Below are 15,029 nucleotides of genomic sequence, written 5' to 3' on the forward strand. Positions count from 1 at the left end.
TCGGAGATTTACCAGACCTGAAGATGACCGGAAAGAAAATTCCGGATGGCCGCGGTGGGGACGCGTGCTGCCAGCCGGGCACGGTGCGTGGCGGAGGCGCCGGTCTGTGGTCGCTCCCAGAAATTGTAGGGCGATCGGATACACTCGCGGATGTTGCTGGTCAGGGACTTTGGGAGCGCGTCGTGGATGCCGAGCTGGACACCGATCGTCTGCTGATCGATCGGCCCAGCACCGTGGAGCTGCTCGCCGACGCGCTGCGCGAGCGGATCATCAAGGGGGTCTACCGGCCGGGTGAGCGGCTCGTCGAGAAGGCGATCGGGGACTCGTTCAAGGTGTCGCGCAACTCGTTGCGGGAGGCGTTCCGGCTCCTGTCGCACGAACGGCTGATCGTCCACGAGCTGAACCGAGGGGTGTACGTCCGCAAGCTCTCCGTCGCCGACGTCACCGACGTGTACCGGGTCCGCAAGCTCGTCGAGTGCACGGCCGTCCGCTCGCTGCGGGGCAGGCCGCCGCAGGTCGACGACATGGCCGCGGCCGTCGCGGCCGGGGACGCCGCCATGAAGGAGCAGGACTGGCGTGCTCTCGGCACCGCCAACATGCTGTTCCACCAGGCCGTCGCGGCACTGTCGGACAGCCCCCGGATCGCCGAGCTGATGCGCAACATCCTCGCCGAGCTGCGGCTCGTCTTCCACACCATGGCCGACCCGCGCCGCTTCCACGAGCCCTACCTCGAGCGCAACAAGGAGATCCTCGCCGCTATCGAGGCCGGGGACGGGCCCCGCGCGGAGCGGCTACTCCTCAAGTACCTGGAAGACTCCGAGCACCAGATCGTCGAGGCGTACCGCAGCGCCTGAACCGCACCACCTGCCCCGGCCGCGCCTGCGCCAGCACCGGCAGGTCCGCCGCGAGCACCACCCCGATCACCGGGTAACCGCCGGTCACCGGGTGATCGGCGAGGAACACGATCGGTGTCCCGTCCGGCGGCACCTGGATCGCCCCGGTCACCATGCCCTCGCTCGGCAGCTCACCGTCCCGCGACCGCGTCAGCGCCGGACCGTCCAGCCGCACCCCGACCCGGTCGCAGTCCGCCGTCACCGTGTAAGCCGCCGTGTACAGCGTGGTCGTCGCGTCCTCGGTGAACCAGTCGTCCCTCGGGCCCGGCGCCACCCGCACCACCAGCTCGTCCGCCGACGGCGCGCGGACCGGCGCCACCTCCACCGTGGGCGGCGGGCCGCTGTACGCGTCGCCGATCGGGAGCACCATCCCTGCCGACAGTGGCGGCGGGCCCAGCCCGGACAGCATGTTCGTGGAGCGGGAGCCCAGGACAACCGGAACGTCGAGGCCGCCCCGGACCGCCACGTAGGTCCGCAGTCCCACCGACGCAGGGCCGACGACCAGCGTCTGCCCCGCGGGCACGTCGAACGGCGCGTTCATGCCCTCCCCCCGGCCGCCGTGCGACACCGTGCACGGCGCGCCCGTCACCGCGACCCGCGCCCTCTGCCGGAACGCGAGCGCCGCACCGAACGACAGCTCCACCACCGCCGCCTCCGGCACGTTGCCGACGAGCCGGTTCGCGAGCGCCGCCGACGCCGCGTCCGCCGCACCGGAGGTGCCGACACCGAGCGAGGCCCAGCCCGGCCTGCCGGTGTCCTGAACCGTACCCAGCGGTCCACAGCGCAGCACCTCGATCCCGCCTGTCGCAACGGTTTCGTCCACCTCCGGCGCGGCGGTCGGCGGCAGGGTGGAGACCGCGTCGAACCGCACCCGCGTACCGGGCCGCAGCAGCGCGGGCTGCTCCCGCGACGGGTCCCACAGCGTCGCGGTCGTGTGCCCGAGCAGGTGCCACCCGCCCGGTGACGGCCGCGGGTACACCCCCGTGTACTCACCCGCGACCGCCACCGCCCCCGCCGGCACGCGCGTGCGCGGCGACTCCCGCCTCGGCAGCCGGAGCCGGTCGTCGAGCCCGGTCAGGTAACCGAACCCGGGCGCGAACCCCGTGAACGCCACCGTGTACTCGGCCCCGGTGTGGACGGACACCACCTCGTCCGCCGACATCCCGGTCGCGCGAGCCACGTCGGCCAGGTCCGCGCCGTCGTAGCGCACCGGGATCGTCACCGGGTCCCCGGACTCGGCCGCCGATGGCAGCGGTGTCACGTCCGACAGGCGCGCCACCAGCACCCCGAAGTCCACACCGGACTCGTAGCGCACCAGCAGCGTCCGCGCCGCCGGCACCAGGTCCACCACCCCCGGCAGGGGCCGGGCGGTGAGCGCGGCGTACCAGCCGAGCACCTCGTCGGTCTCGATCAGCAGCGCCGACTCACCACACCGGCGGACCTTCACCGAAAGCTCTCCACCGCGACCCCCGCCGACACCAGCCCGGCACGCACGGCCCGCACCAGGTCCAGTGCCCCCGGCGTGTCACTGTGGACACACACCGACCGCGCGGGCATCGCCAGCACCGAACCGTCGACCGCCACCACCGTGCCCTCGGTCGCGAACCGCACCGCCCGCTGCGCCACGACCGCCGGATCGTGCAGCACCGCACCGGGTTCCCCGCGCGACACCAGGCGGCCATCCGGCGTGTACGCGCGGTCCGCGAACGCCTCGGCGACCGTCTCGAGCCCGGCCTCCTCGGCGAGCGCGAGCCACCGCGACCCCGGCATGCCGAGTACCGCGAGCGACGCGTCGAACGTCGTCACCGCCTCGACCACCGCAGCCGCCTGCGCTTCGTGCGTCGCGATCGCGTTGTACAGCGCGCCGTGCGGCTTCACGTACGCGAGGCGTCCGCCGGCGACCGCGGCCATGCCCTGCAGCGCCGAGAGCTGGTACAGCAGGTCGTCGACCAGCTCTCCCGGTGACATGTCGATGAATCGCCTGCCGAACCCGGCGAGATCCCGGTAGCCGACCTGCGCGCCGATCGACACGCCGTGCGCCACCGAGGTGACGCACGCGCGCCGGATCGTGCCGGGGTCGCCCGCGTGGAACCCGCACGCGACGTTCGCGCTGGACACCACGGCCAGCAGCGCGTCGTCGTCGGCGATCCGCCAGGCGCCGAAACCCTCTGCGATGTCGACGTTCAGGTCGATGACGGTCACGAAAGGACTTTCTCCTCGGTTGCGGGTGCCGCGACCTCGTCCTCGGCCGGGTCGCGGGCGAGCCACAAGCCAACCACGGTCAGCGCGGCGGACAGCAGCAGGTACACCCCGAGGATCCACCACGAGCCGAGCCAGTTCAGCAGCGCCGCGAGGACCAGCGGGGCGGGTGCGCCGCCGATGACACCCGCGAAGGTGTAGGCGAGCGAGCTGCCCGTGTACCGCAGCCGGGGCGAGAACTGCTCGGTGATCAGCGCGGCCTGCGGGCCGTACAGCGCGGCGTGGATGACCAGCGCGACGACGATGCCGAACGCCAGCAGGAGGAACGAGCCGCCGGCGACCATCGGGAAGAACACGAACGGCCAGACCGCGGCGGCGATCGTGCCGTACAGGTACAGCCTGCGCCGGTTCATGCGGTCCGACAGCGCACCGAACGCGGGCATCAGCCCGAGCTGCACCGCCGAGCCGATCATGACCGCTGCCGAGCCCTGCGTCTTCGACATGCCGAGCTCGGTCACCATGTAGGTCAGCACGAACACGGTGAACAGCGAGTACGTGACGTCCGGGCACACCCGCACCAGCGCCCCGGCGACCAGCGCCCGCCGCTCGGTCCGCATGACCTCCGACACCGGCGCGCTCGGCCGCTCCTCGCGTTCGGCGATCGCCTTGAACACCGGCGTCTCCTCCAGCCGCAGCCGGATCCACAGCCCGAACGCGACGAGCACCGCGGACAGCAGGAACGCGATCCGCCAGCCCCACGACTCGTACGCGGCCTCGCTCAGCACCATCCCGAGCAGCGCGATCACGCCGTTGGCGAGCAGGTTGCCCGCCGGTGGGCCGATCTGTGCCGCCGACGCCCAGAAGCCGCGCCGTTTCGGGTCGCCGTACTCGCTGGACAGCAGCACCGCGCCGCCCCACTCGCCGCCGACCGCGACCCCCTGCGCGAACCGCAGGATCACCAGCAGGATCGCGGCGGCGCCGCCGATCGTCGCGTGGGTGGGCAGGAGACCGATGAGGAACGTGGCGATCCCGGCGAGGAGCAGCGTGTACACCAGGACCTTCTTGCGGCCGATGACGTCGCCGAGCCTGCCGAACACGATGCCGCCGAGCGGGCGGGCGAGGTAGCCGATGGCGTAGGTGGAGAAGGCGGCCATGGTGCCCGCGAGGTCGTCGCCGGAGGGGAAGAACAGGTCGCCGAACAGGGTCGCCGCGGCGACCGAGTAGGCGGCGAAGTCGTAGTACTCCAGCGCGGTCCCGGACAGGCTCGCGGTGTAGGCCCGTCGTAGTGCGCGCTTGTCGGCACCCTGGGGTGTGGTCATGGTGCACATCCGTTCGGCAGGGATCCAGGTCACACCGAGGGTAGAGAAATGTCCCACAATCCTGCAATACTACGTTCTCGATCTGGAACGGAATGAGGTGTGGCGCATGACCACGACGACTTCCAACCGAGCGGTCCGCAGCGCGTTCCAGTTGCTCGAGCTGCTGTCCGGCGCACCGGACGGCATGCGGCTCGCGCGGCTCGTGGAGATCAGCGGCCAGCCGAAGACCACCGTGCACCGGCTGCTGAACACGCTGGCGGAGCTGGACATCGTGTGCCACGACGAGGACCGCTACCACCTCAACGCGCGGTGGCAGCGGTTCGGCGGCGAGCAGTTCAGCGCACCGATCGTCGGCACCGACGGCCGCCACCTGGCCGGGCTCACACTGCGCACGCCCGGCCCGGTGGCGTGCGAGGCCACCGCGGACCGCCTGCGCAGGCTGGTCGCCGACCTGGCGGTGGCGGTGTCCCGCCGGATCGGCGTCCGCGGCCCCGTCTAGCCGATTGATTCCGTCTCGCCGTTTGTGTGGTTTGTGCTCGCCGGACGGGCAGGTCTCGGGGTGGCGGAGGGTTGTTCGGCTGCGGTTGGGGTGTCCCGCCGCACTTTCGGGACATCGCCACCGCCCCGAAAGCGCCTTTCGGGGCAACGAGCCCGCGCACCCCGCAAAGGTGAGCCGCTGCACACGACACAACTCACTGCCCTGAACGCGTCTTTCACGGCGCCGGGCTTCACATGATCTTCGCGGAATCGATCAGCTGGAGCCGTGCGCCGAGTTCGCGGACGACGGTCACCAGCAGGTCGATGTCGGCCTCCGTCGTCCGCCAGTTGACGATCGCGGGGCGCAGGGCGGTCATTCCCCTGTAGACGGTCGTGCCGACGTACACGCGGCCGTCGTCCAGGATCGCCCTGCCCAACGCGGCGTTGAGGGCGTCGAGGTCACGGCCCGCTGCGGTGTAACGGAAACAGACCACGCACAGCTGGGCGGGTGCGAGCAGTTCGAGGTCGGGGGACTCCTCGACGAGGAACTCGAGGCGTTCGGCGAGGTCGAGGTGCCGTTCGATCATCGCGCGGTACCCGGCCCGGCCGTAGGCCCGAAGCGACGCCCAGATCGGCAGTGCGCGGGCACGGCGCGACGACTCGGGACCGAGACAGTTGTAGTCGACCGAGTTCTCGTCCTCCGGTGCGAGGTAGGGCGCGTTCCACGAGCCGAACGTTTCGCCGAGCCGGTGGGCTTGCCTGACGAACGCGAAACCGCTCTCGTACGGGACGTTCAGCCACTTGTGCCCGTCGGCGGCGACCGAGTCCGCGCGGGCGACACCGTCGACGAGGTGCGCGGTGCGCGGGGACAGCGCGGCGAACAGGCCGAACGCGCCGTCGACGTGCAGCCACGCCCGGTGCTCGGCCGCGAGGTCGGCCATCGCGTCGATCGGGTCGAAGTCGCCGGCGTTGACCTCGCCCGCGCTGGCCACGAGCACCGCGGGACCGGTGTCCGCGAGAGCCCGGCGCATGCCGTCGAGGTCCGCCCGCCCGGCATCGTCGCGTGCGTGGACCTGGACCGTGTCGCGGCCGCAACCGAGGATCTGCAGGGCTTTCCGCACGCTCGGGTGCACGTAGCCGCTCGCGATCACCGGCGTGCGCGGCAGCCCGGCGATGCCGTCCGCCGCCACGTCGACGCCGTGCTGTTCGCCCCACCACTGGCGTGCGCAGGCCAGCCCGGTCAGGTTCGCGAACGTGGCGCTGGGGGTGAGCACGCCACCCCAGTCCGGTGGCAGGCCGAAGAGGTCCTTGAGCCAGCGGAGCGCGACCGTCTCGGCGGTGATGGCGAACGGCGACGCGGCCCACATCCCGCTGAGCTGGTCGAGCAGCGAGGTGACCCAGTCGCCAGCCATCGCGGCGGGCGTGGACCCGCCGACGACGAAGTGGAAGAACCGGGGGCCCGACGAGTGGGTGGCGGCCGAGGTGCCGATGCGCAGCAGTTCCGCGATCGACCCGGGGGAGCCGTGCCCGTCCTCGGGCAGCGGCCCGTCCAGTCCGTCGAGCAGGTGGTGGCTCGCGACGTCCCGCACGAGGCGGTCGGGCAGGTCGGCGAGGTAGCCGGGCGCGGCGGCGGCGACGTCCGCGAGCAGGTCAGCGGCGTTGTCTCGGTCGAGCAGCGGGTCCATGCCCGCCATTGTGATCGCTCAAAACCCGCGAGTCCCCGGTTCAAAACCCGCGAGTCCCCGGTTCAAAACCCGCGAGTCCCCGGTTCGGAACCCGCGAGTCCCCCGTTCGGGACTCGCGAGTTGACGGTTCGGTGCTGTCGGTGCCGTACCGGAACCGGGAACTCGGGGGTTGCGAACGGGGGACTCGCGGGTTCCGAACGGGGGACTCGCGGATTTGGTGACTGGCAGTGACGGGTCTGGACAAATTGGGCTTTATTGGTCTAGACAAATAACAACCTCGCGGTTTCCCCCTGCTCGCCGCGTTTCGGAGGTTGTCATGCGACGCCGCCTGTCCACGATCCTCGCCGCGCTCGTACTCGGGCTGGCCGGGACCCTGATCCCCGCGACCCCCGCGCTCGCCGCCGGGGAGACCGCCACCTTCGTCAAGTCCTCCGACTGGGGCTCTGGCTGGGAGGGCAAGTACACGATCACCAACGCCGGCACGACGCCGATCTCGGGCTGGCGCGTGGAGTTCGACCTCCCCGCCGGCACCACGCTCGGCAGCTACTGGGACGCGCTGCTCACCTCGAGCGGCAGCCACCACACGTTCGCCAACCGCGAGTACAACGGCGCGCTCGCGCCCGGCGCGTCGGTGAGCTTCGGGTTCCTCGCCAGTGGGTCCGGCTCGCCGCTGAACTGCCGCGTCAACGGCGCCGACTGCGGTGGCGGCACCGACCCGGAGCCGGGTGTGCCCGGCGTGCCGGGCAGCGTGCGCGTCACCGGTGCCACCGCCTCGGCCATCACGCTCGGCTGGAACACGGCCGCCGGCGCCACGGGCTACCGCGTCTACGAGGGCACGGCGCTGCGCACCACGGTCACCGGCACGTCGGCGACCTTCAGCGGCATCCCGGCCTGCACGTCCCGCACCTACACGGTCGCCGCGTACAACGCCGTCGGCGAGTCCGCCCGCAGCGCGCCGGTCACCGGCACCACCACCGGCTGCCAGCAGGCCGACCTGCCACGCCACTTCCTCACCGGCTACTGGCACAACTTCGTCAACCCGGCGACCGAACTGCGTCTCTCGGCGGTGCCGAACGAGTACGACCTGGTCGCGGTCGCCTTCGCGGACGCGACCTCGACTCCGGGCGCGGTCACGTTCGGTGTCGACCCCGGCCTTTCCACCGCGCTGGGCGGTTACACGAACGACCAGTTCAAGGCGGACGTGGCGACGCTGAAGTCGCGCGGCAAGAAGGTGATCCTGTCGGTCGGCGGTGAGGCGGGCCGGGTGTCGGTCGGCGACTCGGCGTCCGCGACGAACTTCGCCAACAGCGTCCGGTCGATCATGGCCGAGTACGGCTTCGACGGCGTGGACATCGACCTGGAGAACGGCCTGAACCCGACGTACATGGCGCAGGCGCTGCGGAGCCTGCGCGGCGCGGTCGGGTCGAGCCTGATCATCACGATGGCGCCGCAGACGATCGACATGCAGTCCACGAGCGGCTCGTACTTCGCGCTCGCACTGTCCATCAAGGACATCCTGACGGTCGTCCACACGCAGTTCTACAACTCGGGTTCGATGCTGGGCTGCGACCAGTCCGCCGCGTACGGGCAGGGCAACGTCAACTTCATCACCGCGCTGACGTGCATCCAGCTGGAGAACGGGTTGCGGCCCGACCAGGTCGCGGTCGGCCTGCCTGCCGGTCCCGGCGCCGCCGGTGGCGGGGTGGTCGCGCCGTCGGTGGTGAACAACGCGCTCGACTGCCTTGCCCGCGGCACGAACTGCGGCTCGTTCCGGCCGCCACGCACGTACCCGGAGATCCGCGGCGCTATGACCTGGTCGATCAACTGGGACGTCGCCAACGGCAACGGTTTCGCGCGCACCGTCGCACCGCACCTGGACACGCTGCCGTGAGGCGCCTGATCGCGGCGGCTGCCGCTGTCCTGATGGCTGTCGTGTTCGCCCAGCCCGTTTCGGCGGCGAACCTGTTGACCAACTCCGGTTTCGAGTCCGGCTCGCTGTCCGGCTGGTCGTGCTCGGGTGGCACGGTGGTGTCCTCACCGGTCCACTCGGGGAGCTACGCGCTGTCCGCATCGGACCACGGTCGTTGCGCGCAGACCGTGTCGGTGCAGCCGAACACGACGTACACGGTGTCGGCGTGGGTGCGCGGCAACCCGGTGTACCTCGGCGTGACCGGCGGACCGTCCACCTGGGCGGCGCCGTCGGCCTACCAGCAGCTGTCCTTGACCTTCACCAGCGGCGCGAGCCAGACGTCGGCGGAGCTGTACCTGCACGGCTGGTACGGCGCGGGCACGTACCACGCGGACGACGTGGTGCTCGACGGTCCGGGCGGCACCGACCCCGGAACGCCCGCCGCACCGGGAACGCCGTCGGCCACGGCGACCGCGTCGTCGATCACGTTGTCGTGGCCCGCGGTCAGCGGCGCGACCGGCTACCGCGTGTACGAGGGATCTTCCCCGCGCACCACGGTGTCCGGCACGTCGGCGACCATCTCGGGCCTTGGCGCGTGCGAGACGCACACGTACACCGTCACCGCCCACAACGCGGCGGGGGAGTCGGCCCGCAGCGCACCGGTGTCGGCGACGACGTCCGGCTGCCAGCAGGCGGACCTGCCGCGCCACGCGCTGATCGGCTACCTGCACGCGAGCTTCGCCAACGGTTCCGGGTACGTGCGGATGGCGGACGTGCCCGCGGCGTGGGACGTCATCAACCTGGCGTTCGGCGAACCGACGTCGGTGAACAGCGGCGACATCCGGTTCTCGCTGTGCCCGGTGGCCGAGTGCGGAGGAGCCGAGTCGGAGGCGGACTTCATCGCCGCGATCCGCGCGAAACAGGCGCAGGGCAAGAAGGTCCTGATCTCCATCGGCGGCGCGAACGGCCAGGTGCAGCTGACGACGGCGGCGGCCCGCGACAGGTTCGTGCAGTCGGTGTCGGCGATCATCGACCGGTACGGCCTGGACGGCCTGGACATCGACTTCGAGGGCCACTCGCTGTACCTCGACGCCGGTGACACGGACTTCCGGAACCCGACGACACCGGTGATCGTGCACCTGATCGCCGCGCTGAAGGCGCTGAAAGCACGCTATGGCAGCGATTTCGTGCTGACGATGGCACCGGAGACGTTCTTCGTGCAGGTGGGCTACCAGTTCTACGGCGGTGCAGGCGGCGGCGACAACCGGACGGGCTCGTACCTCCCGGTGATCCACGCGATGCGGGACGCGCTGACCGTCCTGCACGTGCAGGACTACAACTCGGGCCCGGTGATGGGGCTGGACAACCAGTACCACAACATGGGCGGTGCGGACTTCCACATCGCGATGACGGACATGATCAAGGCCGGTTTCCCGGTGGCGAGGACGGGACACACGTTCCCCGGCCTGCGGGAGGACCAGATAGCGTTCGGCCTCCCGGCCGCGGTCAGCGCGGGCAACGGCCACACCGCGCCCGCCGCGGTGCACGACGCGCTGAACTGCCTGGCCCGCAACCAGAGCTGCGGCGGCTACACCCTGCGGGGCGGCGCGTCCCCGGCCATCCGCGGGCTGATGACGTGGTCGATCAACTGGGACCGCTACTACGGATGGGAGTTCCAGAACAGCCACCGGCCGTTCCTCGACGGACTGCCGTGACCAGTGCCCTGAAAGGCGCTTTCGGGACGCTCAACGTCCCGAAAGCGCCTTTCAGGGCATCGGACCATCAGAACCCCTCCGGGACGTGCGGCACGTAGTCGGCCGCCAGCCGCGCCAGCTCGTCGTCCGACAGCCGCAGGTCCACCGCCGCGACCGCGTCGTCGAGGTGGTGGGGCTTCGTCGCACCCACGATCGGGGCCGTCACCGCGGGCTGGTGCAGCAGCCACGCCAGCGCCACCTGCGCCCGTGACACGCCACGCTCCCCGGCGATCGCCGCCACGGCGGCGGCCACGCGCCGGTCCGCGTCCTCGGCCTGGCGGTACAGGCTGCCGCCGAAGTTGTCGTTCGCCGAGCGTTCGGTCGTCGCGTCCCAGTCGCGGGTCAGCCTGCCGCGGGCGAGCGGGCTCCACGGCAGGACCCCGATGCCCTGGTCGGCGCAGTACGGGAGCATCTCCCGCTCCTCCTCGCGCATGACCAGGTTGTACTGGTCCTGCATGGACACGAAACGCGTCCAGCCGTTCAGGTCGGCCGCGTGCTGCAGCTGCGCGAACTGCCACGTCCACATCGACGACGCGCCGAGGTACCTGGCCTTGCCCGACCGCACCACGTCGTCCAGCGCCTCCATCGTCTCCTCGACCGGCACGTTCTGGTCGAAGCGGTGGATCTGGTACAGGTCCACGTAGTCGGTGCCGAGGCGGCGCAGGCTCTCGTCGATCTGCGCGAGGATCGCCGCGCGGGACAGACCGGCGCCCTTCGGGCCCGGACCCATGCGCCCGTTGACCTTCGTCGCGATGACGACCTCGTCGCGCCTCGCGAACTCGCCCAGCAGCGTGCCGGTGATCTCCTCGCTGGACCCGGCCGAATAGACGTTGGCGGTGTCGAACGTGGTGATGCCCGCCTCGATCGCGGCGCGGAAGAACGGCCGGGACGCGTCCAGGTCGAGCGTCCACCCGTGGGTGCCGCGATGCGGATCCCCGAAGCTCATGCACCCGAGGACCACTGTGGACACTTCGAGCCCGGACCGGCCGAGTCGCCTGTACTCCATGTGGGGACGCTAACCCACGAGCCTCGCCGCTGCGGCGCGTGCTCGGTGTGCGGTACCGGCGTCGCCGGTGATCGCCGCGGTCACGATCGTGCCCTCGGCCAGGATCAGGAGCTGTTCTGCGAGGTCGTCGTCGTGCCCGGCGGCGGCGGACAGCTCACGCAGCAGGCGGCGGAAGCCCTCCTCGTGCGTGCGGACCTCCTCGGCGACCGCGCTGGAGGTCGCGCCGAGCTCGCCGAAGCAGTTGATCCACGCGCAGCCGCGGTAGTCCGGGTCGGTGAACCAGGTGAGCAGCCAGTCGAACACGGCGAGCAGGCGCTCGCGCGGGTCCGCGACGCGGCCGACGTACTCGCTCAGCCCGCCGCGCCAGCGGACGTCCCGGCGCCGCAGGTAGGCGGTGACCAGGCGTTCCTTGTTGGGGAACAGCTGGTACAGCCGCTTGAGCGACACGCCGGAGGTGTCGCGGATGTCGTCCATGCCCACGGCGTGCACACCGCGGCGGTAGAACAGGTCCTCCGCCGCGTCGAGCGCGCGGTCCTGCGCCGTCTTCAGGTCCATCGCACCTCCTTGACAGTGGACACCGAGAACTGATGTTCTCGACCTTACGCGAGAACGAACGTTCCCGCCCGTCGCTCGCGAGACCGCACTGCGGAAGGAAGGTCCGGGCCACGGAGGACGCGTGGAAACACGCGCGACCCGCACCGCGTGGCTACGCGGTGCGCGTCCGGCTCCGGTACAGGAGCCACACGAAGTACGGCGCGCCGATGATCGCCGTCATCAGGCCGGCCGGGAGCTGGCTCGGGGCGATCACCGAACGGCCGATCGTGTCCGCGACGCACACGAGGATCCCGCCGAGAAGCGCGGCCACCGGCAGTGCCCGCGCGTGCCGCCGTCCCACGATCGCGCGGGCCGCGTGTGGTGCGACCAGGCCGACGAACGCGATCACACCGACCCCGGCCACCGCCGCGCCGGTCAGCAGCACCGCGCACGCCAGCAGCAGCAGGCGCGACCTCGGCACGTGCACACCCAGCACGCGTGGTGTCTCGTCGTCCACCGACAGCAGGTCCAGTTCGCCCCGTGCGCGGATCAGCACCGGCACGACGACCAGCACCGCCAGCATCATCGGCACCAGGTGTTCGAACGACCGGCCGTAGGTCGACCCGCCGAGCCACGTCAGGGCCTTCGTCTCGTTCCACGGGTCCGACAGCGTGATCAGCAACGTGATCAGTGCCTGCGCCGCGGCCTGCACACCGAACCCGATCAGCACCAGCCGTTCGCTCGCGAAGCCGCCCCGCGCCGCCAGCGAGAACACCAGTGCCATCGTCAGCGCCGCGCCGATGCCCGCCACGCCGGCCTGTGTCCAGAACCCCACCCCCGGCACCAGCGTGATCACGGTGACCGCGCCGAGCCCGGCGCCGCCGGAGACGCCGATGATTCCCGGTTCCGCCAGCGGGTTCCTGGCCACCGCCTGGATCACGGCACCCGCGAGTGCCAGCGCCACACCGGCCAGCAGCGCGGCCACCACCCTCGGCGCCCGGTTCTCCATGACGTTCGTGACGATGGGCCCTGCCTGGCCGGTCACCCAGTTCAGCACGTCGCCCATCAGCAGCTTCGTGTCGCCGAGCAGGACCGAGCCCGCGACCGCGCCGACGGCCACGACCACCAGCACCGACAGGATCACGCGGAACCGGACCGCGCCGACGCCGCCGCGGGCGCCAGCCGCGGGTGGTTCGGCGGTGACCGCGGTCGCGCGGATGTTGCGTGCCAGCACCATCAGGAAGATCGCGCCGAGGATCGTGGTCACCACGCCGGTCGGGACCTCCAGCGCGCCCTGCGAGCCGATCACGGCACGCAGCAGCACGTCCGCGCCGAGCAGCAGCGCCACGCCCATCGTCGCCGACACCGGGATCAGCGCCGCGTGCCGGTGCAGGCCGGGCACGGCACCGGCGAGCAGCCGCACCAGCGCGGGCGCCGCGAGCCCCACGAAACCGATCGGGCCCGCCAGGGTCACCGCGGACGCCGCCATCAGCACCGCGAGGGTGATCGCCGCGAACCGGATCCGGCCGACGTGGACACCCAGCGTCCGTGCGTGGTCGTCGCCCAGGTACACCAGGTCCAGCCGCCGCGACAGGACGAGCAGCAGCACCAGCGCGCCCCCGATGACCGGACCCAGCGTCTGCACACCGGAGAGCCCGTTCTGCCCGAGCGACCCCGCACCCCACGCGAACAGGCCGCGGGTCTCCTCGGAGAACAGCAGGAGCAGCACATGCGTCATCGCGATCATCGCGAGCGCGAGCGCCGTGCCCGCGAGCACCAGCCGCACGATCCCCGTGCCGCCGGTGCCCGACAGCGTGAGCACCAGCAGTGCCGCGCCGAGCCCGCCCGCGAACGCGATCCCGGCCGCGCCGAGCAGCGGCACCGAGATGCCGAACGCGGCGACGGCGACGATCGAGAGGTGCGCGCCCGCGTCGACCGCGAGCGTGTCGGGGGACGCGATGATGTTGCGCGCCACCGACTGCAGCACCGCGCCCGCCACCCCCAGCGCGACACCCACGACGAGTGCCGCGAGCAGCCGGGGGAGCCGGGACTCGATGACGATCGCGGCGCCCTCGTCGCTCCCGCCGCCGAACACCAGCGCCAGCACGTCCGTCGCGTGCAGGTTCGCCGTGCCCTGCGTGAGGTGCACGGTGGCGCCGAGCGCGATCAGGCCGAGCAGGCAGGCGACCAGCAGGGTGAGGCGACCGCCCCGCCGAACGGGAACCGCGGGCGGGGCGGGACGCGCGATCGTCGTCGTGTCCACTGTGGAGTGTTACGCCTTCAGCGCGTCGATGGCGGCGTCGACGTACTGCTCCATCGACAGCGGGCCACCGAACATCCACAGCGAGTCCGGGAAGCGGTGGACCTTGCCGCTCTTGACGAACGGCAGGTTCTGCCAGATCGCGTTGTCCGCGAGCACGTCGGTGTACGGGTCGCCCTCGCCGTCGTTGGCCATGTACCAGAACCGCACGTCGCCGAGCTGGGTCAGCCCCTCGACGTCGGCCTGCGCGAGCCCGTAGGCCGGGTCGCCCTCCATGGTCCACGCGTTCTCCAGGCCGATGCGCTCGAACACGTCCGCCACCAGCGAGCCCTTGGCGAAGGGCCGGATGCTGACGGTGCCCGCGTCGGCGTAGGCGTCGGAGAACGCGACCTTCTCCCCGGTCGCGCCGAGCTTGTCCACCTCGGCCTTGCCCTCGGCGAGCTTGGCGTCGAAGTCGGACTTGAGCTGCGCGGCCTTGTCCTCGGTGCCGGTGGCCGTCGCGATCATGTCCAGGGTCTCGAACATCGTGCCGATCGAGTCCTTGGCGTCGTTGCCCTTGATGAGCAGCACCGGGATCTTCGCCTCGATCTGCTCCAGCGCGCCCTCGGTGAGGCTGTCGGTGACGATCACGAGGTCCAGGTCGAGCGCGCCGAGCGTGTCGATGCTCGGCTCGCCGCGCGTGCCGATGTCGGTCGGGGTGTCGTCGAGCGGCGCGGCGCTCGACCACTGCTCGTAGCCCTTGATGTCGGACACCGCGACGGGCATGACACCGAGCGACACCAGGTGCTCGACGCCGTTCCACTCGGTCGCGGCGACGCGCCTGGCCGGGGCGTCGAGCTTGATCTCCTTGCCCCGGGAGTCGGTGACGGTGACCGGGTCACCGCTGTTCGCGGCCGGTTCGCCGCCGCCTGCCTCCTCGGTGGTGCCGCAGCCGGCCGCGAACAGCGCGGCGGCCACGGACAGGCCGATGATCACACGGGTGGTGCGCATTTC

The 15,029-nt window shown here is 71.4% G+C and carries 12 protein-coding genes and 1 pseudogene; 4 read left to right on the forward strand and 9 right to left on the reverse strand.

What is annotated here, in order from left to right; genetic code table 11:
* The first annotated feature begins 182 nt into the window (after positions 1-182).
* Positions 183-854, forward strand: a complete 672-nt coding sequence (locus ACFPCV_RS34535) for a GntR family transcriptional regulator (RefSeq protein ID WP_378061249.1) — start codon at positions 183-185, stop codon at positions 852-854.
* Here the strand turns inward: ACFPCV_RS34535 and ACFPCV_RS34540 are convergent.
* From ACFPCV_RS34540 to ACFPCV_RS34555, 4 genes and pseudogenes are all read right to left on the reverse strand, one after another.
* Positions 799-1,716, reverse strand: coding sequence for a 5-oxoprolinase subunit C family protein (locus tag ACFPCV_RS34540; RefSeq protein ID WP_378061294.1), 918 nt, complete (start codon positions 1,714-1,716; stop codon positions 799-801). The genes ACFPCV_RS34535 and ACFPCV_RS34540 overlap by 56 nt on opposite strands.
* Positions 1,717-1,746: 30 nt before the next feature.
* A pseudogene (gene pxpB, locus ACFPCV_RS34545) lies at positions 1,747-2,340 on the reverse strand (5-oxoprolinase subunit PxpB); the annotation flags it as partial.
* Positions 2,337-3,095, reverse strand: coding sequence for a LamB/YcsF family protein (locus tag ACFPCV_RS34550; protein ID WP_378061250.1), 759 nt, complete (start codon positions 3,093-3,095; stop codon positions 2,337-2,339). The pseudogene pxpB and the gene ACFPCV_RS34550, both read right to left, overlap by 4 nt.
* Positions 3,092-4,411 (reverse strand): MFS transporter, encoded by a 1,320-nt coding sequence (locus tag ACFPCV_RS34555; RefSeq protein ID WP_378061251.1) that lies wholly within the window; start codon positions 4,409-4,411, stop codon positions 3,092-3,094. The genes ACFPCV_RS34550 and ACFPCV_RS34555 overlap by 4 nt, the downstream gene beginning before the upstream one ends.
* A gap of 106 nt (positions 4,412-4,517) precedes the next feature.
* Here ACFPCV_RS34555 and ACFPCV_RS34560 point away from each other — a divergent pair, with 106 nt between their 5' ends.
* Entirely contained in the window at positions 4,518-4,910 is a 393-nt protein-coding gene (locus tag ACFPCV_RS34560) for a helix-turn-helix domain-containing protein (RefSeq protein WP_378061252.1), read from the forward strand.
* A 229-nt stretch (positions 4,911-5,139) separates the two neighbouring features.
* On the opposite strand, the gene ACFPCV_RS34565 is transcribed toward ACFPCV_RS34560, so the two are convergent.
* Positions 5,140-6,573, reverse strand: a complete 1,434-nt coding sequence (locus ACFPCV_RS34565) for a pyridoxal phosphate-dependent decarboxylase family protein (RefSeq protein ID WP_378061253.1) — start codon at positions 6,571-6,573, stop codon at positions 5,140-5,142.
* A gap of 316 nt (positions 6,574-6,889) precedes the next feature.
* On the opposite strand from ACFPCV_RS34565, the gene ACFPCV_RS34570 reads away from it, so the two are divergent.
* Together ACFPCV_RS34570 and ACFPCV_RS34575 are read left to right on the forward strand one after the other, a co-directional pair.
* Positions 6,890-8,464 (forward strand): chitinase, encoded by a 1,575-nt coding sequence (locus tag ACFPCV_RS34570; RefSeq protein WP_378061255.1) that lies wholly within the window; start codon positions 6,890-6,892, stop codon positions 8,462-8,464.
* Complete coding sequence (locus ACFPCV_RS34575) at positions 8,461-10,197, forward strand: chitinase (protein ID WP_465251582.1); 1,737 nt, start codon at positions 8,461-8,463, stop codon at positions 10,195-10,197. Before ACFPCV_RS34570 ends, ACFPCV_RS34575 begins: the two co-directional genes overlap by 4 nt.
* Before the next feature lie 67 nt (positions 10,198-10,264).
* On the opposite strand, the gene ACFPCV_RS34580 is transcribed toward ACFPCV_RS34575, so the two are convergent.
* The 4 genes from ACFPCV_RS34580 to ACFPCV_RS34595 all read right to left on the reverse strand — a co-directional run bounded on the left by ACFPCV_RS34580 (position 10,265) and on the right by ACFPCV_RS34595 (position 15,026).
* Positions 10,265-11,242: an aldo/keto reductase gene (locus ACFPCV_RS34580; RefSeq protein WP_378061256.1), complete on the reverse strand. Its 978-nt coding sequence runs from the start codon at positions 11,240-11,242 to the stop codon at positions 10,265-10,267.
* Between the two features lie 9 nt (positions 11,243-11,251).
* The gene (locus ACFPCV_RS34585) at positions 11,252-11,797 is read right to left on the reverse strand and encodes a TetR/AcrR family transcriptional regulator (RefSeq protein ID WP_378061257.1); all 546 of its coding nucleotides are present in this window, start codon (positions 11,795-11,797) and stop codon (positions 11,252-11,254) included.
* A gap of 151 nt (positions 11,798-11,948) precedes the next feature.
* Positions 11,949-14,039, reverse strand: coding sequence for an iron ABC transporter permease (locus ACFPCV_RS34590; RefSeq protein ID WP_378061259.1), 2,091 nt, complete (start codon positions 14,037-14,039; stop codon positions 11,949-11,951).
* Positions 14,040-14,048: 9 nt separating this feature from the next.
* Complete coding sequence (locus tag ACFPCV_RS34595) at positions 14,049-15,026, reverse strand: ABC transporter substrate-binding protein (RefSeq protein ID WP_378061261.1); 978 nt, start codon at positions 15,024-15,026, stop codon at positions 14,049-14,051.
* Between the last annotated feature and the right edge of the window lie 3 nt (positions 15,027-15,029).

The sequence above is a fragment of the Actinophytocola glycyrrhizae genome, from assembly GCF_042653545.1.
In the GTDB taxonomy this organism is placed as follows: domain Bacteria; phylum Actinomycetota; class Actinomycetes; order Mycobacteriales; family Pseudonocardiaceae; genus Actinophytocola; species Actinophytocola glycyrrhizae.

What these genes read in the sequence shown, in the direction of transcription:
- ACFPCV_RS34570 (WP_378061255.1), top strand. Translation starts at nt 6,890, where the DNA reads ATGCGACGCCGCCTGTCCACGATCCTCGCCGCGCTCGTACTCGGGCTG.
- ACFPCV_RS34595 (WP_378061261.1), bottom strand. Translation starts at nt 15,026, where the DNA reads ATGCGCACCACCCGTGTGATCATCGGCCTGTCCGTGGCCGCCGCGCTG.
- ACFPCV_RS34555 (WP_378061251.1), bottom strand. Translation starts at nt 4,411, where the DNA reads ATGACCACACCCCAGGGTGCCGACAAGCGCGCACTACGACGGGCCTAC.
- ACFPCV_RS34585 (WP_378061257.1), bottom strand. Translation starts at nt 11,797, where the DNA reads ATGGACCTGAAGACGGCGCAGGACCGCGCGCTCGACGCGGCGGAGGAC.
- ACFPCV_RS34580 (WP_378061256.1), bottom strand. Translation starts at nt 11,242, where the DNA reads ATGGAGTACAGGCGACTCGGCCGGTCCGGGCTCGAAGTGTCCACAGTG.
- ACFPCV_RS34560 (WP_378061252.1), top strand. Translation starts at nt 4,518, where the DNA reads ATGACCACGACGACTTCCAACCGAGCGGTCCGCAGCGCGTTCCAGTTG.
- ACFPCV_RS34565 (WP_378061253.1), bottom strand. Translation starts at nt 6,573, where the DNA reads ATGGACCCGCTGCTCGACCGAGACAACGCCGCTGACCTGCTCGCGGAC.